Below are 19574 nucleotides of genomic sequence, written 5' to 3' on the forward strand. Positions count from 1 at the left end.
TACAGCGGGACCGGTGCGGCGGCTGCCGCACCGGAGGATAAGGAGGGCTTATGGGAATAACAGTCAGCAGTTTTGGCTCGGTAAACGGAAAAAACGCCAGCCTCTATATAATAGAAAACAGTCAGGGAATGACAGTAGCTGTGAGCGACTTTGGAGCTACCCTGGTAAGTATTCTGGTACCTGACCGGAACGGACAGAACGGGGATGTGGTGCTTGGCTATGACTCCGCCGGGGAATACATGGATGGAGCAGGAAGCTTCGGCGCTACCATCGGCCGCAGCGGCAACCGGATCGCCGGGGCGGGTTTTAGCCTGAACGGTACCGAGTACCGCCTGAATGCCAATGACGGCTGCAATAATCTGCACAGCGGGCCGGACGGTTACCACAAACGGATGTGGACCGCCAGAATCGAAGAAGCAGATAACATGGTAGTATTCGGGCTGGACAGCCCGGACGGGGATCAGGGGATGCCCGGAAGATTTCAGGTGGAAGTAAGCTACCGCCTTCGGGAGGATAATGGACTGGAGATCCGCTACCACGGCATACCAGATCAGGATACGCTGGCCAATATGACCAACCACAGCTATTTCAACCTGGCCGGGCATGACGCGGGCAGCGCCATGGGACAGATGCTTTGGCTGGACGCGGATTTCTATACACCTTTTGCGGGCGAAGACGGGATTCCCGACGGCAGAATCCTTCCGGTTGCAGGAACTCCTTTGGACTTTACGGTTAGCAAAACAGTCGGGCAGGATGTGGACAGCGGATTTGACCAGATTGTAATGCGGGGCGGATATGACCACAACCTGGTTCTCAACCATCAGGAAGAGGGGCTGCGCAAATTCGCGGTTCTCTCCGATCCGGCCACCGGGAGAGTCATGACCTGCTATACCGATTGCCCGGGCGTACAGCTTTACAGCGGCAACGGTCTGGGGAACAAACCGCAGAAGGGGAAAGGAGGCGCCGTGTACGGGCTGCGTGCCGGAGTCTGTCTGGAAACACAATATTATCCCAATGCCGTGAATGAGCCGGCGTTTCCAAGTCCGGTCTGCCCGGCGGGAAAAGAATATGATTCCAGAACAGTATTTGTATTTTCGGTAAACTAAGTTTAAAATAAAAGAAAAGGCGCTTTAGAATGGAGGAAAGCTATGAGTACGCAGACAGATCATAGAGAAAGAAAAGAAACGAAGGGAAGGATTCCATTCAGCACCTGGCTCATCCTGGGTTTCTTTTATCTTGTTTATCAGATTTTTACATTTGCTAAAGGACTTATAACCCATCAAATTGAGGCTTCTCTCGTGACGCCGGCGATTATTGCTACTGTCGTCTTAAGCCTCTGCGCAGCGGTTCTTGCCTTTCTTGCCTTCCGCAGCCTGAGGCAGGGAACAAAGAGAAAGAACAGAATAGAATTGGAGGAAAATAATAATGAAAATTCAGAAAGTAACTGATCCGTCATTTCGTAAATATGGACGTATTATTGATGATTATGATTTAGACGCCCTGCAGAAAGCAATGGAGGAAACGCCATGTCCGGAGGACAGAACCATATACGTAGCATCCTCACCGGAACTGGAAGCACTGGAAATTGCGGCAATTATGCAGGATGCCATTTACGGAGGCCTTCCGGCACAGATGGGCTTTTGCAATGGCAGCAACCATAAATTAAACGCTCTGGAATATCATCGTTCTTCAGAAATTAATTATGCCGCAACAGATTTGATCCTTCAGCTGGGATGGCAGCCTGACATTACGGATGATTACCAGTATGATACCAACAAGGTGGAAGCGTTCCTGATTCCAAAGGGAACGATGATCGAAGTGTATGCCACAACCCTTCACTATGCGCCCAGCTGCGCAGGGGATACACCGTTTCGCTGCATGGTTGCTCTTCCAAGAGATACGAACCTGCCTCTGGATATCAAACCGACCATGGGCAAAGAAGATGTACTGCTGACAGGAAAAAACAAATGGCGTATCTGCCATCCGGATGCAGGCATTGAGGGCGGATACAATGGCATGACAGGACCGAATCACGAGGTCTGAAAGGAGAGCGCCGCTATGGATTATTTCTTGGGAGTCGATGTAGGAACGACGAATATTAAGGCAGCAGTTTTTAATCTGGACGGAGATCTGATTGCCTACCACAGTGTGGGAAATGTTATCCATCATCCGACGCCGGATGAAAGCGAATTTTACGCGGATGAAATCTGGGAGAATCTTTGTACCTGTATTCAGACAGTTGCGAAGGAGGCGGGAGCAGAGAATATCCGGGCGATTGCAGCTTCATCCATGGCGGAGAGCGGCGTGCCGATAGATCGGGAGGGAAAGCCTTTATATCCTATTATAGCCTGGTATGATGAGAGAACCGCGCCCCAGATGGAGGAACTGGATCAGATTCTGGGCGCCAGAAGGATTTATTCCATCACGGGACAAATTCTCTCAGCCAAATACGGGCTGTGCAAGATGATGTGGATCAATGAGAAGCATCCGGACGTTATGAAGAAGGCGGACCGGTGGCTGTCCGTTCAGGACTTTGTTATTTACCGCCTGACCGGAGAATATGCTACGGATTACACCACTGCAGGACGTACCTTATGCTTCGATATCAATAAATTAGATTGGTCGGACGAAATTATGGAAGCCGTGGGGCTCTCAACGAAACTTATGGCGAAGCCTTATCCGGGCGGAGAAAAAGTAGGGGCTCTGTCCGAAGCCGGGGCGGCGGCCACCGGCCTGCTGCCGGGAACGGCAGTGGTGACCGGGGGACATGATCACTGCTGCGCCGCAATCGGAATTAATATATTTGAGGACGGAGCTGTTCTGGATTCCATGGGGACCTCGGAGGTTCTGATGGCCGCCACGGATCAGCTGGTTCTAAGCGATGAAACCTTCAGACGCCGTTATGCTGTTTATCCTCACTGCGGGAAAAAGATTTACCGGATTCTGTCTTCCAACCCATCCTGCGGCTCTACTATTGAGTGGATTTTTAAAACCATAGGGACGGATTTTGCGGAGAAGGCTGAACAGGACGGCCAGTCTAAATTCTATCACATGGAGCAGGCCGCTGCAAAGAAAAACGGAGAGGGGCTTTTCTTCTTTCCGCTGATCAGAGGGTGCCTGGATGACCAGTATGCGAAGGGGGTTTACTGGGGACTTAAGGATACTCATGATCAGGGGGATATGGTCAATGCGGTGATAAATGGTATTTGCTATGAAGTAAAGCGGCATCTGGAAGATTATGGGCGGATTCTGGGAGGCACCTATAATAAGCTGCGGATCGTGGGCGGAATAGCAAAATCGGATTATATTATGCAGAGGAAAGCCGACATTAATGAAAAGAGGACGGAAGTGCCGGTGAACAGGGAATCGGCCTGCTTTGGAGCCGCGCTGCTGGCGGCGATCGGGTCTGGTTACCTGACCTTTGATGAGCTGGAGAAGTATTATAAATGTGCGAAAGCTTATGATACCCATCCGGAGACGATCAGCCGGGAGAACTTTGAGGAATATGTATTCTTGAGAGAGAGGGTTCTGGATATTTATAAAGAGGCAAGACAGCATGGAATCGGAAAGCAGTAGAGTGTTTTAGAAACGGAGGAGAGAGTATGTTAGATTGTTTTACCAAAAGACGTACGGTTAAAATCGGTTTCGCACCGATAAGAAGAAATCCCCACAACGGCCCCAACTTCAATCTGGAAGAGGCAATTCTCTACAAAAAGGAGATTGAAAAAGCTCTTGGCGAATATGATGTTGAGCTGGTTACAATAGATGACACCACAGAAGACGGTTTATTATTCTGTGTGCAGGATGCAGAGCGCGTGGCGAAAAAGTTTATCTCCGAGGAAGTAGACGGCGTCTTTATTCCTCATGTTAACTTCGGCTGTGAGGAAGCAGCCGCAAGACTATGTAAAATGGTTGGAAAACCGGTACTGTTATGGGGACCTCAGGATGATATTAAACCAGATGGATACCGCTACAGAGACAGCCAGTGCGGATTGTTTGCGACATCCAAAATCCTGAATCTGTATGGAGTGCCATTCTCCTACATAGTAAACTGTGAAGTAACCGCCGCGGAATTTAAAGAAGGATTTGAGAAATTCATCGGTGTATGTTCTGTTATCAAAGCGGCGACCCATATGAGAATCGGACAGATCAGCGTGCGTCCGGGCCCGTTCTTCTCCGTGAAATATAACGAGATGGAACTGCTGACCAAATTCGGAATTGAAATTGTACCGATCGCCATGTCTGACCTGAAATTTATGTTCGACAATTATATGAAAGAAAATGCGGCAAAGGTGGATGAAGAGGCAGCGGTTATGAAAAAGACCCACAACTTTATCGACGTGACCGACGAGCAGGTTCGAACAATTGTAGGGTTAAAGAGGACGATTGAAGAGTGGGCGTTAAAAGAAAATTTAAACGGTGTGGCAACCATGTGCTGGAAGCCTATGACAGATACCTTCGGCATCTCAGCCTGCTTTATTCTCAGTGAGATCTGTGACGACGGCCTGCCCTGCATCTGTGAGACCGATGTACACGGTGCAATCGGAGCAGTTCTTACGCTGGCAGCGGCCCGCTATACAACACCGATGTTCCTGGCTGACCTGACGATCCGGAATCCGGAGAACAAAAATTCCGAACTTCTGTGGCACTGCGGTGTATTCGCCAAGTCCCTGGCAAGAGAGGACAGCACATTAAATGTAGGCGTTCATCATGGGCGTCCGGCAGGTGCGGTAGGCCAGTGGCAGCTGAAAAAGGGCGATTTAAATATTGTCCGCTTTGACGGATTTTCCAATGACTACTCTATGTTCCTTGGCAGAGCCAAAGCCATTGACGGCCCATATACCAAAGGCTCCTATGTCTGGATTGAGGTAGATGACTGGGATAAATGGGAAAAGAAACTGATCTATGGACCTTACATTCATCACTGTGTGGGAATCTATGCAGATGTACTTCCGATTCTGGAAGAAGCCTGCAGATATCTGCCGGTAAAAGCGGATCTGGTATAAGGAGATAACATGGAAGGTATAACAGGAAATACATTAAGAAAGATGCTGAAGGATGCGGACGAAGGCGGCTACGCGGTCCCAATGTTCAATTTCTCGGGCCTGCCGGATCTTCTGGGCCTGATGGATGCGGCAAAAGAAATGCACGCACCGGTTATGTTTGCTTCCGCGTCGATCATGTTTGATGCAATCGATGCGGAAACTCTGGGGGGAATGGGTGTGGCCCAGATGAAGAAAATGGAGACGCCTGCGATTCTCCATCTGGATCATTCCAATACGGTGGAGCTGTGTAAAGAGGCCATCGACAATGGATATCCTTCTGTTATGATTGATGCGTCCAAACTGAGTCTGGAAGAAAATATCAGCACCGTAAAACAGGTGGTGGAATATGCTCATCCCAGAAATGTCTTTGTAGAAGGTGAAATTGGTAAAATTAAAGGCCGGGATTATGAAGGAACCTTTTTGGGAGACGATTTCCTGGTACAGGTGCCGGATGCGGTGGAACTGGTGGAAAAATCCGGGGTGGATTCCCTGGCGGTTGGTATCGGTACCGCACATGGTTTCTACCAGGGCAAGCCGGAATTAAACTTTAAGCGTCTGGCCGAGGTGAACGAGGCGGTTTCTATCCCTCTGGTGCTCCACGGGGGAACCGGTATACCGGAAGAAGATGTCCGAAAAGCCATCAGCCTGGGCATCAACAAAGTAAATGTAGGAACTCAGATTCGATATACCTATCTGAAAACCGTGCAGGATATCCTGAATGAAAAGACGATATCTATACATACAAAGGACATCATCCTGGCAGTCAGAAAAGCGGTGTGTGAGGATGCAAAAAAATGGATCAAGGTATGTATGGCGGATGGAAAGGCATAATATCTCAATTTTCCTTATAAAAGACTCCCGGAGGCATTTGCTCCGGGAGTCTTTGCGTGTTGTAAAAAGGGGACCGGCATGGTAAAATAGAAGCAGTTGTAAAAGGAAGGTTTTTTCGGCTTCCCGGCACTGTGGGAAGAGAGCAGGTCACCCATCGCGCAGGCGATTTGGAACAAAAAATATATAGATAGCTTGAGAGGAGACTACATCATGAATATTTACAAAATGCCCTGGAGACTGGTTCAGAACAAATTTATCCGTTACCCCGGCGGACGTGAGATTGACCGGTTCAGAGGAATCTATCCCGGAGCGGATGACGGAAGACCGGAGGCCTGGATCGGTTCGGATACCAGAGTAAATAATGTAACACCGGAGAATCCCAATGAGGGCTGTCAGGAATGTATTCTGCCGGACGGCAGACAGATGTTCCTGTTTGAAGCAATCGAGCTGGACCCCGAAGCGATGCTGGGTGCGGAGCATTTAAAACTCAGCGGAGCAAAGATGGGTATTCTGGCAAAACTGCTGGATGCGGAGAAACAGCTTAAATTGCAGTGTCATCCGGACAGGCCCTATGCCAAGAAATGGTTTAACAGCGACTATGGAAAGGCGGAGAGCTGGTATATCATTGACAAGAGAACCGACTGTGACGAACCTCCCTACGTTCTTCTGGGCTTCAAAGAAGGCGTTACGAGAAAAGATTATGAGGAAGGCTTCTACAATGATGATATCAAAGCGATGGAGGCCTGCTGCCATAAGATCCCTGTAGAGATCGGAGACTGTTTTAATGTAGAGGCTGGTGCGCCTCATGCAATCGGCGCCGGATGCTTCCTGGTAGAAGTTCAGGAGCCGTCCGACATTACTGTGGGTGCGGTTCGCAAGACAGACGGAACGAAAGAAGAGCAGGAATTCTTTAATGAGAGATTGTTGGGCTGCTATCACTATGAGGGCAGTTCTTACGAAGATAATCTGAAACGTTTTAAGATTGAGCCCAAAATCTTACGGGAGGGTGACTGGGGCAAGGAAGAAGTTCTGATCGGAACGAAGCAGACGCCTTATTTCTCCTTTACCAGACTGGATGCAACAAAGCCGGTGCCGGTATTAAAGACCGGTTTCCTTCAGCTGGGCATCTGTCTTTCCGGTAAATGCAAGCTGGTTTATGAGGGCGGCGAGATGGAAATTAAGAAGGCGGATGAGTTCTTCTTCCCGGCTGGTATTGAAGAGATCACGGTTGTTCCGGAAGAGGAAGGTGTGAGCATGATTCTCTGCCATCCTGCGGGTGTAGAGCTGTAATGAATAGGTAAGAGTGAATAAGTAAAAATGAAAAATGAAGAAGTAAGAGTGAATAATGAAGAATGTAAAATAAAGGGCATTAAATTAAGAATGGAGGGACTGGCAGATGGGTATTTATAATGTGCCGTGGAGACTGGTTCAGAATAAACTGGTGCGCTATCCCGGCGGACGGGAGATTGACAAGTTCCGGGGAATTAATCCGGGGGAGGACGACGGAAGGCCGGAGGCCTGGATCGGATCAGACACCAGAGTCTGTAATGTCGGACCGGATGACCCAAATGAAGGCTGCCAGGAGTGCATCCTGCCGGATGGCAGAAGAATGTATCTCTTTGAGGCTGTTGCCGAAAATCCGGAGGGAGTGCTGGGCAAAAAACATATGGAGATCAATGGTACAAGCATGGCCGTGCTGGTAAAGCTGCTGGATGCAGAAAAACAGCTGGATCTGCAGAGCCATCCGGACCGGGACTTTGCCAAGAAATATTTTAACAGCGATTATGGCAAGGCTGAATGCTGGTATATAATCGGCAAACGGGATGATGTCCCTGAGCCTCCTTATGTGCTGATGGGCTTTAAAGAGGGCGTTACCAGAGAGGTATTCGCAAAGCATTACTATAATGAAGATCTTCCTTCTATGGAAGCCTGCTGCCACAAGGTTCCGGTGGAGATCGGAGACTGCTTTAATATTGAGGCGGGCGTCCCCCACGCGGTTGGCGCGGGATGTTTTGTGGTGGAGGTACAGGAACCCTCTGATGTGACCGCGTTCACCTGGAAATTAAAGGATGGCACGGACGAAGAAAAGGCGTTTCACGATGAACAGCAGCTGGGCTGCTACCACTATGAGGGGCACAGCTATGAAGATAACCTAAAGATCCGCCTGATTCCACCGGTTACGATCCGGGAGGGAGACTGGGGAACAGAAAAGATTGTGCTGGGAACCAGGAACACCCCGTACTTTTCCTTTACCCGCATTGATGCTTCGGGCGAGGTGCCGGTGACAAAGACCGGTTTCCCGCAGGTTTGTATCTGCCTCTCCGGAGACTGCAGGCTGGTTTATGAAGGCGGTGAGATGGAGATTAAGAAGGCAGATGAATTCTTTTTCCCCGCCAATATCGGTGATATAAAGATCGTGCCCGGCGAGGAGGGAGTATCTATGGTACTCTGCCATCCCCAGGGATATGTGTGTGAATAATAATGAAATGGAATGCTGAACGAGCAGTATTTTCTCATTAAAAATCAAGTACGCCTCGGCGTACTTGCTGCGAGCCGCACGTCACGCTCTGCATGACATAATACATCTGTGCGGCTCTGCAATCCGCCGGAGGCTTTATCTTGGAAGGAGACTGGGCTCCCACCAAGACGAATTTGTTATTTACTCACCACCTATAGAGGGGGAGTCTTATCTCCTTCCATGATAAAAACGCCATGTTATATGGCGTTTTTATTTGTTGAACGAACTATTTTGTTTAGAGAAAAATATTCTTTACAGCGTCTTCGCGAATTCTGCTCCAAATTCCTCTGCTTTTTTCAGCTCTTCTTCCGAAGGGACAAAAGGAATCTTTAAACCATCGCCGAATACGTTGGTCTTTAACCCTTTCAGGCGGTCGGTCAGGTTTGGTACGGCCTCACCGCTCCAGCCGTAAGAACCGAATACGATAACCGGTTTCTTGCGGTTATTGATGGCGTCTACGTGGCTGAGCAGGTTCCAGACCGGCCCCACCGCATCGGAGTTGATGGTAGGGGAACCGATTCCGAAAGCATCCGAGCTGTTCAGCACAGCTTGCAGCGTACCCATATCATGCTCATTGATATCATAGATTTCTACGTTTGCATCCGGAATGACAGATAAGATACCCTTCTGTATTGCTTTTGCTATTTCACCGGTATTGCCATAGGCAGAGCAGTAGAACAGCGGAACGGTTTTTACTTCATTTACCGAAGGTTCACTCCAGCGGGCATACTGATCCCGGACATATTCCAGATAATTACCCCTTGTAAGAACCGGACCATGACTGCTGCATACGGTTTCAATATCCAGATCTTTAATCTTGTCCAATCCCTTTAAAACATAGGGCTTGAATGGCCCGAAAATGGCATCGTAATAATTTTTCATAGCCGACTTATATTTATCCGGATAGGCGATATTATAGTCGAATAAATGGGGCTCGCAGTAGTGGGAGCCGAAAAAGTCACAGGAGAAGAGCATGTTCTCGCTCTCCATCCAGGTGAACATGGAATCGGGCCAATGCAGAAACGGCGCTGCGATAAAACGGAGCACATTGCCGCCGCCCAGATCCAGTGATGCACCGTCTTTTGCAACCGTCAGGGGCAGATCTACGCGGTTGGTGATATTTTTCAGATAGATGGAACCTGCCTGGCTCACATAGATCTGTGCATTGGTGCAGACGGAAAGAAGTTCTCTTAAGGCGCCGGAGTGGTCCGGTTCACAGTGATTTAAAATGATATAATCAATCTGTTCCGGCTCACAGACCTCCCGGATATTCTCCAGATATTGTTTCCAGAATGTATGGTGGCAGGTTTCAATTAACGCAATTTTTTCACTGCCCTTTACTATATACGAATTATACGAGGTTCCGTATTCTGTCTTCATTACCACATCAAAGATACGCATGGCGGGATTAAGAATTCCCACAGAATAGACGGTCTCGGATACCTTTTGTGCTGGCATGCTGTTACCTCCCTGAACTTATGTAAATTCGCCGGGTATATAAAAGTACGCCCGGCAGATGACGGTACAAGACAGCACCGCGGTAAGATAAACTATCTTGCGCAGTGCTGCCGCAGATTCATAATAAGTAATCCGGTACCGGGTTGTCAATTTACTGCTCTTCAAACATCTCTTTGCCAACGCCGCAGAGCGGGCATACAAAATCCTCAGGAACATCTTCCCATTTGGTTCCGGGTTCGATTCCCACAGATGGATCTCCCGCCTCTTCATCGTAAACGTAACCGCAAATAGAACAAACATATTTCATAACTATATTCTCCTTTCTGATAGACTGCCCGTACGGTCCGGCCGGACAACATACAGAGCAGGTTTCTTTGTTATTATATGATGAATCAGCCAGAGGCTGAAACTTCCTGTTAATACAACCGCCAGAATGACCAGTCCGCAATGCATAAAGAAGGTCTCCGGCAGTATGAGAATAACCGGGTCGATTGCCGGATCAAACAGATACAGGTCATTGCGGAAAAATATCCGGTGAAATACAGAAAAAACAGTGGAAAACCGGAGAATAAACGCCAGTCCTAACAGTACCGGCAGTGCAGCCATCATGCGGGCCGAGGTTTTCAGGTAACTGTAATCCCGCTTTTTCCGGCGTCTCAAAATACCGGCACTTAATAAAATACCGCTTCCAAGGGCTGCAGCATACACGAATCGGATAAGCTGCTTTACCTCCGCAAAATGCTTAAGTCCTCCGGCCGATGCTTTTAAGGTGGGAAAAGCAAGCTCTCCCCCGGTAAAGGGAAGAAGATAATCCATCAGCACACGGTAATTACTTCTGATCTCCGCCGCGGACAGTCCGGAGGAACCGGGAATATCCAGCAGTTTCATTTCCAAATAATAAAAAGGACGAAACAAAAGAATAAAAATAACACCAACCGACAAAGAAAACACAAGGAATCCTATTCCGAATCCCATATTTGAGATACATGGTTTTTGCTTCATAATTTGTAATATCCTTCCAGGTTATTGTACATGAAATAGGGCAAAAGGAAAAGAGGGGAAAATGCCTCTAATGAATCTTTTTAATATTTTTAATAAGTAGGACGCTTGTTTTTTCATTCTTCTTCCTGTATATTGTGATTATAAAGCCTGTACAACTGGCGGAAACGGGATTACCCGAGGGGAGTACAGGAGAGAACGATCGTCGACCGCCTGGGCAGCATAAGAGGGGCTACCCAGGCGGTTTTCTATTACCTTGAAAGTTACTATTTTTAAAGGAAATACGCAGCTATAGTATTTTCCAATATTACCTATTTCATGCGCAGCGATGTGTGAAATCGTGAAAGCTGACAAGAAAGGATGAAATTTATGAGAGCATTAATCAGTGTATCTGACAAAACCGGAATCGTGGAATTTGCAAAGAATCTGAGCAGCCTTGGTGTGGAAATCATTTCTACAGGAGGGACTTACAGCAAGCTGACCTCTGAGGGTGTTGAGGCTATGGAGATTTCCGAGCTGACCGGATTTCCGGAGTGCCTGGACGGCCGCGTAAAAACTCTGCATCCGATTGTGCACGCAGGACTTCTGGCTATGCGCAGCAACCCGGAGCATATGAAACAGCTGAAGGAACTGAATATTGAACCGATTGATTTTGTTATCGTGAATTTATATCCGTTTAAACAAACTATTTTAAAGGATGGGGTAACCCGTGATGACGCAGTAGAGAATATTGATATAGGAGGACCCACCATGCTCCGGGCAGCTGCAAAGAACTATCAGGATGTGGCTGTTGTGACGGACCCGGCGGATTATGAAAAAGTTCTGGAAGAACTGAAAGAAAATGGGAAAGTTTCTCTGGATACCAAGTTTTATCTGATGGAGAAGGTGTTTATCCATACTTCAAACTACGATACAATGATCGCCGACTATCTGAAAAAAGAGAGAAATGATTTTGAATTTGGGGATACGCTGACGCTCACCTATGAAAAAGTTCAGGATATGAGATACGGCGAAAATCCTCACCAGAAAGCAGCCTTTTACCGTGAAATCGGTAAGAAAAAGGGATCTCTTACCGATGCGGTGCAGTTAAACGGCAAGGAGTTGTCCTTCAACAATATCAATGATACCAACGGGGCGCTGGAGCTGCTGAAGGAATTTGATGAGACAACTGTTGTGGCCTGTAAACATGGAAATCCCTGCGGTGTGGGCAGTGATCCGGATTTATATACTGCCTGGACAAAGGCATTTAACGCGGATAAAGTATCGGTTTTCGGCGGCATTGTGGTAATGAACAGGACGCTGACCCTGCCGGTTGCGCAGGAAATGAAAGACGTTTTCCTGGAAGTGGTTGTCGCTCCTGATTATGAGGAGGAAGCGCTTAAACTGCTACAGACCAAGAAAAATCTCCGTCTCCTGAAACTGGAGAATATCAGTGAGCAGCAGCCGGAAACTGCCTATGATTTTAAGAAAGTAAACGGCGGACTGATCGTTCAGACGGTGGACAGCAAGCTTCTGGCGGAGGAAGATTTGAAGGTTGTTACCGACCGGGCTCCTTCCGGGAAGGAGATGGAAGATATGCTCTTTGCCTGGAAGATTGTGAAATATGTGAAATCCAACGGCATAGCGCTGGCGAAGGATAAACAGAGCGTGGGAATTGGACCAGGGCAGGTTAACCGTATCTGGGCAGCGAAGCAGAGCATGGAACATGCTGCTGAACTGATCGGTCCGGATGCAGCAAAGGGCGCCGTCCTTGCATCAGATGCATTCTTCCCCTTTGATGATTGTGTGGAAGCTGCCCATGAGGCAGGTATCACGGCAATTATACAGCCGGGCGGATCTATCAGAGACGAAGATTCTATTAAAAAATGTAATGAATATGGGATTGCGATGGTGTTTACCGGAATGAGGCATTTCAGACACTAATGCTTTGAAAGCCATAGAAGGATGCCGCAGTTTTTTTGCGGCATCCTTCTTTTCTTGCTATCCCGGTTGGAATATATTATACTAATGACAACCGGAGAATTCTGTTTACGTTCTCCGCGGCTGTGATCATACATAAGATGACTCTGGGGGAAGAAAGGTGAGGTGTTTACATGAATAATCAGACAGATGGAAAATCCATTGCCTCGTTGGTGCTGGGTATTGTTTCGTTGGTTTTCATATTTTTGGGAAGCTATTCTTTTATCGGAATAATATTGGCGGTTATCGGCCTGGTTCTGGGCGTGTCTGCGAAGAAGGAGACCGGTTCCGGGATGGCGACGGCCGGAATAGTTCTCTCTATCATTGGATTGGCGATGTGCGCGTTAAGTTTCCTGGCCTGCGCTGCCTGCGTGGGATTTTTTGCCGCGCTGTAATGGGAAGCCGGCAGATGCGGTAATGTTTTGGAGATGAGGATTTCTCCGACAGGTGAATGGTAAATGGGCCGTTATACAGAGAAGACTCTTTGTATGACGGCTTCTTTCGCTTAGATATCATTTCGAAGGGACGGTGGTCAGAATGCTTCCGGTAATTGAAATATTCGGCAGAGAGATTGCCATGTACGGACTGCTGATTTTAATTGGCTGTCTGTTGGGAGTTCTGGCTGCGTACTTACGGGCGGGAATATACAGGACAGCAGGACAGGATGTGTTGTTTGCCTTTTTGATGGGAATAGTAGGCGTCATAATCGGTGCAAAATTGTTTTATATCGTTACGATTCTTCCGCAGTTAGCTGCAGTGCTGCAGGCAGGATTAAGCCTGACGGAAGTGTTTGGTATGCTGTCGGCGGGGTTTGTATTTTATGGAGGATTATTCGGAGGCGGTGCGGCAGTCTTTTTATACTGCAGAAAATATAAGCTCCCCTTTTTGAACATGCTGGAACTCATTCTTCCTTCTGTTCCGCTGATTCACAGTCTGGGGAGGATTGGATGTTTCTGCGCTGGCTGCTGTTATGGAATACCCTATGAAGGAGCCGTCGGCGTCCGATTTCCGGAGGCGGGCATTGCGCCTTCCGGAACAGATCTGTTTCCGGTTCAGCTGCTGGAAAGTCTGCTTTTGTTTCTGCTTGCGGCGAGCCTGTTCTGGTATGGAAGAAAGAAGAGAAAGCCGGGCAGGATTCTGGGGTTTTACTGCTTTGGCTATGGTCTGATCCGCCTGGTGACGGAAACGTTCCGGGGCGACCAGATCCGTGGATTTCTCTGGATCTTTTCCACGTCTCAGTGGATCAGTTTCCTGCTTATTGTGGCCGGTATTCTGGCTCTGATGCCTGGGAAAAATATGCGGAATAATGTAAAAAAAATATAAAAGCTACCCCTATCCCGGAGAATTTTAAAATGCTATAATAGCCACAGTTGCTATCTTGAGTGATATCGGAGACGAAGGGTGAGAAATCTGTCAGCCGGCTCCGGCATGGAGGTAAAGTTGAAAGTAATCTTTCAACATACGTATTTGAGTCTATTCCGGCTTTGGGAGGGACTCAAAACGGGAAAGGCATGGGTATAAAAATGATTGAAGATATATATGAGTTGATACAAAAGGAAGAGCTTAAGGACTTGAACAGCACCGGATATCTGTACCGGCATAAAAAGACAAAGGCACGTGTGGCTGTGATCAGCAACGAGGATGAGAATAAAGTGTTCTCAATCGGGTTTCGTACTCCTCCGGCAGATTCCACCGGGGTTCCGCATATTATTGAACACTCTGTTCTCTGCGGCTCCAGGGATTTTCCTGTGAAAGATCCTTTTGTGGAACTGGTGAAGGGTTCTTTAAACACCTTTTTAAATGCCATGACGTATCCGGATAAAACAATTTATCCGGTTGCAAGCTGTAATGATAAAGATTTTCAGAATCTGATGCACGTATACCTGGACGCGGTTTTCTATCCTAAGATTTATGAGAGGGAAGAAATCTTTAAGCAGGAGGGCTGGCACTACGAGCTGGAGAATGAAGCTGGAGAACTGAAATACAATGGCGTGGTTTATAATGAGATGAAAGGCGTGTTTTCATCACCGGAAGAAAAACTGGCCCGGATGACCATGCAGGCACTGTTCCCAGACACCTGTTATGGCAATGAATCCGGCGGGGAGCCGTCCTGTATCCCGGATCTGACCTACGAGCAGTTTTTGAACTTCCACAAAACCTATTATCATCCGTCCAACAGTTACATTTACCTGTACGGGAATATGGATGTGGAGGAAAAACTGGCCTGGATAGACGAACACTATTTGAGCAGATTTGAATACCTGGATGTGGATTCTGCTATTCAGATGCAGAAACCCTTTGGGACGATGAGAGAAATGCTGGACACATATTCTATTTCCGCCAAGGAAGAGACGGCGCATAAGACTTATTTGAGCTTTAACGCGGTTGTGGATACCAGCCTGAACAAAGAACTTTATCTGGCCTGGGATGTGCTGGATTATGCTCTGGTGGGAGCACCCGGAGCCCCGGTGAAACAAGCGCTTCTTGATGCGGGAATCGGGGATGATGTAATGAGTGATTACTCCAATTCCACGTTACAGCCCACTTATTCCATTATTGCTAAAAATGCCGACACAGAGCAGAAGGAGACTTTTTACTCCTGTATACGCAGCACATTGGAAGAACTGTCGGAACAGGGACTGAATAAGAAAACACTGCTGGCTGCTTTGAATCTGTACGAATTCCGGTTCCGGGAGGGCGATTTCGGCTCTTATCCCAAGGGACTGATGTACGGGATTCAGATGCTGGACAGCTGGCTCTATGATGATATGAAACCATTCCTTCACCTGGAGGCTGGTGAGACATTTGCGAAAATGCGGGAACTGGTGGAGACAGATTATTTTGAACGGCTGATTGACACATGGCTGTTAAACAATCCTCATACCGCGCTGATTATAGCAGAGCCGGAACAGGGCCTGACTGATAAAATAGAAGAAAAGGTGAAGGAGGAGCTGGCCGCTTATAAAGCGGAACTTTCCGCAGCGGAGCTCACAGCGCTTGCAGAAGCCACCAGAGCCCTAAAACAATACCAGGAGGAAGAGGATTCCCAGGAGGAACTGGCCTGTATACCCCTTCTTACAAGAGAAGATATAGCGAAGGATACACAGCCGCTATATAATGAAGAGAGAACGATTGGCGATACGCCGCTGCTATACCACGATGTCTCAACAAATGGGATTGCCTATCTGAAACTGCTGTTTGATGTGACGGACCTGCCGGAGGATCTGATCCCCTATGCCGGTATTCTGCCCTATCTGCTGGCTAAGCTGAATACAGAGAATTATACGTATCAGGATTTGTCCAATGAAATTAATATTCATACCGGGGGTACCAGAGCGGATGTCCGGTGTTACGCAAAAGAGGGTGTCTTATCGGCCAAAATGGAGGTAAGCGTGAAAATCCTGTATCCGGAGCTGGAAGCTGGCTCCGGCCTGCTGACGGAATTGATCACGAAGACCAGAATCGACGATGAAAAGAGACTGCGGGAAATTATACTGGAACTGAAATCCAAGCTGCAGATGCGTCTGGAGAGCAATGGCCATCTTACATCGGTTGTCCGCGGCGGTTCCTACCACAGCCAGTTGATGCGGTATCAGGATATGGTAGATGGGATCGCTCTCTACCGGGTTCTGGAGGATCTGTGCCGGAATTTTGATCAGAAAAAAGATAAATTCATGGAGCAGCTTCGTTCTCTCTATAGCGGAATCTTTACGCAGAAGCGGCTGATGGTAAGCCTGACCTGTGATGTGGAGGGACTGAATGCGGCGGGACCTGTTCTGGAAAAGATGATCCGGGGACTGGGCGCGCAGGATACTCTGCCGGTAAGAGGGGCGGATTCTCCTTTGTCTGTTCCTGAAACAAATGAAGGATTCCTGACTTCCGGTCAGGTACAATATGTGGCAAGAGTCGGGAATTTTAAAGAGGCCGGTTTTGACTATACCGGTTCTATGATGGTGCTGCGTATGATTTTAAGCTACGATTACCTGTGGAATAACATCAGGGTAAAGGGCGGTGCGTACGGCTGTATGAGCGGCTTCGGGAGAACAGGAAATGCATTTCTGGTATCTTACCGAGATCCGAATCTGGAGCGGACGAATGAGGTGTTTGAAGGGGTCGGTGACTATCTTGCACAGTATGAGTGTACAGAGCGGGATATGACCAGAAATATCATTGGAACCATCAGCAATCTGGATACTCCTCTCACCCCTGCCGGAAAGGGCAGCCGTTCTATGACAGCTTATTTGTCCGGGCTTACTAAGGAAGACTACCAGCAGGAAAGAGATGAACTGCTGGCGACGGATAGTGAAGCGATCCGCAGACTGGCCGGGCCTATGAAAGCTGTGCTGGATCAGCACTATATCTGTGTGGTTGGAAATGAAAAGAAACTGGAAGAACAGAAAGAACTGTTCCATGTTCTTGCGCCTCTGCACGAAGGTTAAACAGAGTATCTGGCGTATTGCTGTTTGGAGATAACTCAAAACAGCGATACGCGTGTATAATTCAAGTACGCCTCGGCGTACTTGCTGCGAGCCGCCCGTCATGCGTTGCATGACATAATACATCTGTGCGGCTCTGCAATCCACCGGAGGCTTTATCTTGGAAGGAGAATGGGCTCCCACCATGACGAATTTGTTATTTACTCACCACCTATAGAGGTGGGAGTCTTATCTACTTCCAAGATAAAATACTGCCCTTAACGGGAAAGGAAATAGGATTATGCAAATGAGCAATAAATTTAAATCCGGGTTTGTTACGATTATCGGCAGACCGAATGTAGGGAAATCGACGCTGATGAACCAGCTGATCGGTCAGAAAATAGCGATTACGTCCAACAAACCCCAGACGACACGCAACCGTATCCAGACGGTGTATACCTGTGAGGAGGGGCAGATCATTTTTCTGGACACCCCTGGTATCCACAAGGCTAAAAATAAGCTGGGCGAATACATGGTCGCAGTGGCGGAACGTACGCTGAATGAGGTAGATGTTATATTATGGCTGGTGGAGCCGGAAACCTTTGTGGGAGCCGGGGAACGCCATATTGCAGAGCAGCTCTCAAGAACAGATACACCGGTTTTGCTGGTTATAAATAAAATAGATACGGTGAAAAAAGAGAAGATCCTGGAAGTGATCCAGACGTATAAGGATATCTGCCATTTTCAGGAAATACTGCCTGTTTCAGCCCTGACCGGGGAGAATAAAGAAGAACTTTTAAAGGCAATCTTTCATTATCTGGAAAATGGCCCTATGTTCTATGACGAGGATACGATTACAGATCAGCCGGAACGGCAGATTGTGGCAGAGCTGATCCGGGAGAAGGCCCTTCGCCTTATGAAGGATGAGATTCCTCATGGGATTGCTGTTTCCATCGAGAGTATGAAGGAGCGCAGCCGGGGGAATATGATGGACATACAGGCTACCATTGTCTGTGAGCGGGATTCCCATAAAGGGATGATCATCGGCAAACAGGGTACAATGCTGAAAAAGATTGGTACACAGGCGAGAGTGGAGATAGAAAACCTGCTGGATATGAAGGTGAATCTTCAGCTCTGGGTAAAAGTGAAAAAAGATTGGCGGGACAGCGATTTTTTGCTGAAAAATTTCGGATTCCGGGAAGATGAATAACCGGAAGGCTGTGGTCTGGCATATAACAATAGAAGAAAAAGGACTGTAGATTTTCTTGAGGAACCGTCTGATTTATGTTTCAAAATCCTCTTTTTTGGGAATCCTATTACATAGCAGAAACTGCCCGGAACGATTGTGATTTTGTATCGTTTTGAATCGGCGCAGATTCAAAAAGGGGGAAATAGGGATGAAACAATCAGAATACTGGAATAACTTTGAAAAGACCGGAAATGTTCAGGCGTATTTAAAATATCTGGCCTGCACTCAGGAAGAGCATACAGCCTGTGAAAGAGGTGGCACAAATAGTGGGAACGGCAGATACCGTAACACTGACGGGGATTATTTTAAAAACATCACCCGTGGGTGAGAGGGACCGCAGAGTTGTGTTGCTGTCAAAAGAACGGGGGAAAATATCTGCATTTGCCAAAGGGGCAAGAAGGCAGGACAGCCAGCTGCTGGGAACTGTGCAGCAGTTTTCTTTCGGCAGTTTCCGGGTCATAGCGGGAAGAGGGTCCTATTATCAGATAATCGGCGCAGAAATACAGAACTACTTTACCGAGCTTCGGGATGACCTTGTTAAAATATGTTATGGTACGTATTTTTGCGAACTGGCCGATTATTATACAAGGGAAAATCTTCCAGCGATGGAAATGATGAAATTACTGTATCAGTCACTGAGGGCATTGTCGGTGCCCTCTCTTCCTATGCGGCTGGTACGGTACATATATGAACTGCGGATGATTCAGCTCAACGGGGAAGCGCCGCAGGTATTTCACTGTGTCAAGTGCGGGAGTGAGGAGCATCTGCACGTTTTTTCCTGCAGGGAAGGGGGCCTGCTCTGTGCGGACTGCCAGGCCGGGCATCCTGACAGCCTGCCTGTTTCGGACAGCGCTGTCTATACCATGCAGTTTATATTGGCGACCCCTATCGAAAAACTGTATACCTTTACAGTGGCGGAGGATGTGCTGGAGGAACTGAGGCAGGTGATGGGACATTACTATGATATGTATGTGGACGCTAAATTCAAATCCCTGGAGATGCTGGAGGGAATGGAGTAAGTAAGAATGAAAAGTGAAGAATGAAGAACGAATGAAAAGTGAAGAATGAAGAACGAATGAAAAGTGAAGAATGAAGAAGAA

At 47.8% G+C, this 19574-nt stretch carries 17 protein-coding genes and 1 riboswitch; of the genes, 14 read left to right on the top strand and 3 right to left on the bottom strand.

What is annotated here, in order from left to right; all coding sequences use genetic code 11:
• Nucleotides 1-50: 50 nt before the first annotated feature.
• The 8 genes from ABCW47_RS01980 to ABCW47_RS02015 all read left to right on the top strand — a co-directional run bounded on the left by ABCW47_RS01980 (nt 51) and on the right by ABCW47_RS02015 (nt 8355).
• The gene (locus ABCW47_RS01980) at nt 51-1106 is read left to right on the top strand and encodes an aldose epimerase family protein (protein ID WP_343208187.1); all 1056 of its coding nucleotides are present in this window, start codon (nt 51-53) and stop codon (nt 1104-1106) included.
• 42 nt (nt 1107-1148) lie between these two features.
• Nucleotides 1149-1448: a hypothetical protein gene (locus ABCW47_RS01985; RefSeq protein WP_343208188.1), complete on the top strand. Its 300-nt coding sequence runs from the start codon at nt 1149-1151 to the stop codon at nt 1446-1448.
• On the top strand, nt 1426-2043 hold the full coding sequence (locus ABCW47_RS01990) for a DUF4867 family protein (RefSeq protein ID WP_343208189.1): 618 nt from the start codon (nt 1426-1428) through the stop codon (nt 2041-2043). Before ABCW47_RS01985 ends, ABCW47_RS01990 begins: the two co-directional genes overlap by 23 nt.
• Nucleotides 2044-2058: 15 nt before the next feature.
• Entirely contained in the window at nt 2059-3576 is a 1518-nt protein-coding gene (locus ABCW47_RS01995; RefSeq protein ID WP_343208190.1) for an FGGY-family carbohydrate kinase, read from the top strand.
• A 26-nt stretch (nt 3577-3602) separates the two neighbouring features.
• Complete coding sequence (locus tag ABCW47_RS02000) at nt 3603-5006, top strand: L-fucose/L-arabinose isomerase family protein (protein ID WP_343208191.1); 1404 nt, start codon at nt 3603-3605, stop codon at nt 5004-5006.
• A gap of 9 nt (nt 5007-5015) precedes the next feature.
• The gene (locus tag ABCW47_RS02005; RefSeq protein WP_343208192.1) at nt 5016-5876 is read left to right on the top strand and encodes a class II fructose-bisphosphate aldolase; all 861 of its coding nucleotides are present in this window, start codon (nt 5016-5018) and stop codon (nt 5874-5876) included.
• Between the two features lie 210 nt (nt 5877-6086).
• Nucleotides 6087-7166 (top strand): class I mannose-6-phosphate isomerase, encoded by a 1080-nt coding sequence (locus ABCW47_RS02010; protein ID WP_343208193.1) that lies wholly within the window; start codon nt 6087-6089, stop codon nt 7164-7166.
• 106 nt (nt 7167-7272) lie between these two features.
• On the top strand, nt 7273-8355 hold the full coding sequence (locus ABCW47_RS02015) for a class I mannose-6-phosphate isomerase (RefSeq protein WP_343208194.1): 1083 nt from the start codon (nt 7273-7275) through the stop codon (nt 8353-8355).
• Between the two features lie 291 nt (nt 8356-8646).
• Here the strand turns inward: ABCW47_RS02015 and ABCW47_RS02020 are convergent, their stop codons facing one another.
• The 3 genes from ABCW47_RS02020 to ABCW47_RS02030 form a co-directional block, all read right to left on the bottom strand.
• On the bottom strand, nt 8647-9852 hold the full coding sequence (locus ABCW47_RS02020; protein ID WP_343208195.1) for an FprA family A-type flavoprotein: 1206 nt from the start codon (nt 9850-9852) through the stop codon (nt 8647-8649).
• Nucleotides 9853-10003: 151 nt separating this feature from the next.
• Nucleotides 10004-10159, bottom strand: a complete 156-nt coding sequence (locus tag ABCW47_RS02025) for a rubredoxin (RefSeq protein WP_343208196.1) — start codon at nt 10157-10159, stop codon at nt 10004-10006.
• A gap of 2 nt (nt 10160-10161) precedes the next feature.
• Nucleotides 10162-10854, bottom strand: a complete 693-nt coding sequence (locus ABCW47_RS02030) for a TIGR01906 family membrane protein (RefSeq protein WP_343208197.1) — start codon at nt 10852-10854, stop codon at nt 10162-10164.
• Nucleotides 10855-10995: 141 nt separating this feature from the next.
• Nucleotides 10996-11077: riboswitch (ZMP/ZTP riboswitch) on the top strand.
• A gap of 143 nt (nt 11078-11220) precedes the next feature.
• Here ABCW47_RS02030 and purH point away from each other — a divergent pair.
• The 6 genes from purH (at nt 11221) to recO (ending at nt 19493) form a co-directional block, all read left to right on the top strand.
• Nucleotides 11221-12774, top strand: a complete 1554-nt coding sequence (gene purH / locus ABCW47_RS02035; protein ID WP_343208198.1) for a bifunctional phosphoribosylaminoimidazolecarboxamide formyltransferase/IMP cyclohydrolase — start codon at nt 11221-11223, stop codon at nt 12772-12774.
• Between the two features lie 170 nt (nt 12775-12944).
• A complete protein-coding gene (locus tag ABCW47_RS02040) occupies nt 12945-13205 on the top strand; it encodes a DUF4190 domain-containing protein (RefSeq protein WP_343208199.1) in 261 nt (86 codons plus the stop codon).
• Nucleotides 13206-13347: 142 nt separating this feature from the next.
• Nucleotides 13348-14133: a prolipoprotein diacylglyceryl transferase gene (locus ABCW47_RS02045; protein WP_343208200.1), complete on the top strand. Its 786-nt coding sequence runs from the start codon at nt 13348-13350 to the stop codon at nt 14131-14133.
• 200 nt (nt 14134-14333) lie between these two features.
• Nucleotides 14334-17249 (top strand): insulinase family protein, encoded by a 2916-nt coding sequence (locus ABCW47_RS02050; RefSeq protein WP_343208201.1) that lies wholly within the window; start codon nt 14334-14336, stop codon nt 17247-17249.
• A 283-nt stretch (nt 17250-17532) separates the two neighbouring features.
• Nucleotides 17533-18435: a GTPase Era gene (gene era / locus ABCW47_RS02055; RefSeq protein ID WP_343208202.1), complete on the top strand. Its 903-nt coding sequence runs from the start codon at nt 17533-17535 to the stop codon at nt 18433-18435.
• A gap of 284 nt (nt 18436-18719) precedes the next feature.
• A complete protein-coding gene (gene recO, locus ABCW47_RS02060; protein ID WP_343208203.1) occupies nt 18720-19493 on the top strand; it encodes a DNA repair protein RecO in 774 nt (257 codons plus the stop codon).
• The last annotated feature ends 81 nt before the right edge of the window (nt 19494-19574 follow it).

It is taken from the genome of Anaerolentibacter hominis (genome assembly GCF_032380675.1).
Classification (GTDB): Bacteria; Bacillota; Clostridia; order Lachnospirales; family Lachnospiraceae; genus Anaerolentibacter; species Anaerolentibacter hominis.

What these genes read in the sequence shown, in the direction of transcription:
- ABCW47_RS01980 (WP_343208187.1), top strand. Translation starts at nt 51, where the DNA reads ATGGGAATAACAGTCAGCAGTTTTGGCTCGGTAAACGGAAAAAACGCC.
- ABCW47_RS01985 (WP_343208188.1), top strand. Translation starts at nt 1,149, where the DNA reads ATGAGTACGCAGACAGATCATAGAGAAAGAAAAGAAACGAAGGGAAGG.
- ABCW47_RS01990 (WP_343208189.1), top strand. Translation starts at nt 1,426, where the DNA reads ATGAAAATTCAGAAAGTAACTGATCCGTCATTTCGTAAATATGGACGT.
- ABCW47_RS01995 (WP_343208190.1), top strand. Translation starts at nt 2,059, where the DNA reads ATGGATTATTTCTTGGGAGTCGATGTAGGAACGACGAATATTAAGGCA.
- ABCW47_RS02000 (WP_343208191.1), top strand. Translation starts at nt 3,603, where the DNA reads ATGTTAGATTGTTTTACCAAAAGACGTACGGTTAAAATCGGTTTCGCA.
- ABCW47_RS02005 (WP_343208192.1), top strand. Translation starts at nt 5,016, where the DNA reads ATGGAAGGTATAACAGGAAATACATTAAGAAAGATGCTGAAGGATGCG.
- ABCW47_RS02010 (WP_343208193.1), top strand. Translation starts at nt 6,087, where the DNA reads ATGAATATTTACAAAATGCCCTGGAGACTGGTTCAGAACAAATTTATC.
- ABCW47_RS02015 (WP_343208194.1), top strand. Translation starts at nt 7,273, where the DNA reads ATGGGTATTTATAATGTGCCGTGGAGACTGGTTCAGAATAAACTGGTG.
- ABCW47_RS02020 (WP_343208195.1), bottom strand. Translation starts at nt 9,852, where the DNA reads ATGCCAGCACAAAAGGTATCCGAGACCGTCTATTCTGTGGGAATTCTT.
- ABCW47_RS02025 (WP_343208196.1), bottom strand. Translation starts at nt 10,159, where the DNA reads ATGAAATATGTTTGTTCTATTTGCGGTTACGTTTACGATGAAGAGGCG.
- ABCW47_RS02030 (WP_343208197.1), bottom strand. Translation starts at nt 10,854, where the DNA reads ATGAAGCAAAAACCATGTATCTCAAATATGGGATTCGGAATAGGATTC.
- purH (WP_343208198.1), top strand. Translation starts at nt 11,221, where the DNA reads ATGAGAGCATTAATCAGTGTATCTGACAAAACCGGAATCGTGGAATTT.
- ABCW47_RS02040 (WP_343208199.1), top strand. Translation starts at nt 12,945, where the DNA reads ATGAATAATCAGACAGATGGAAAATCCATTGCCTCGTTGGTGCTGGGT.
- ABCW47_RS02045 (WP_343208200.1), top strand. Translation starts at nt 13,348, where the DNA reads ATGCTTCCGGTAATTGAAATATTCGGCAGAGAGATTGCCATGTACGGA.
- ABCW47_RS02050 (WP_343208201.1), top strand. Translation starts at nt 14,334, where the DNA reads ATGATTGAAGATATATATGAGTTGATACAAAAGGAAGAGCTTAAGGAC.
- era (WP_343208202.1), top strand. Translation starts at nt 17,533, where the DNA reads ATGAGCAATAAATTTAAATCCGGGTTTGTTACGATTATCGGCAGACCG.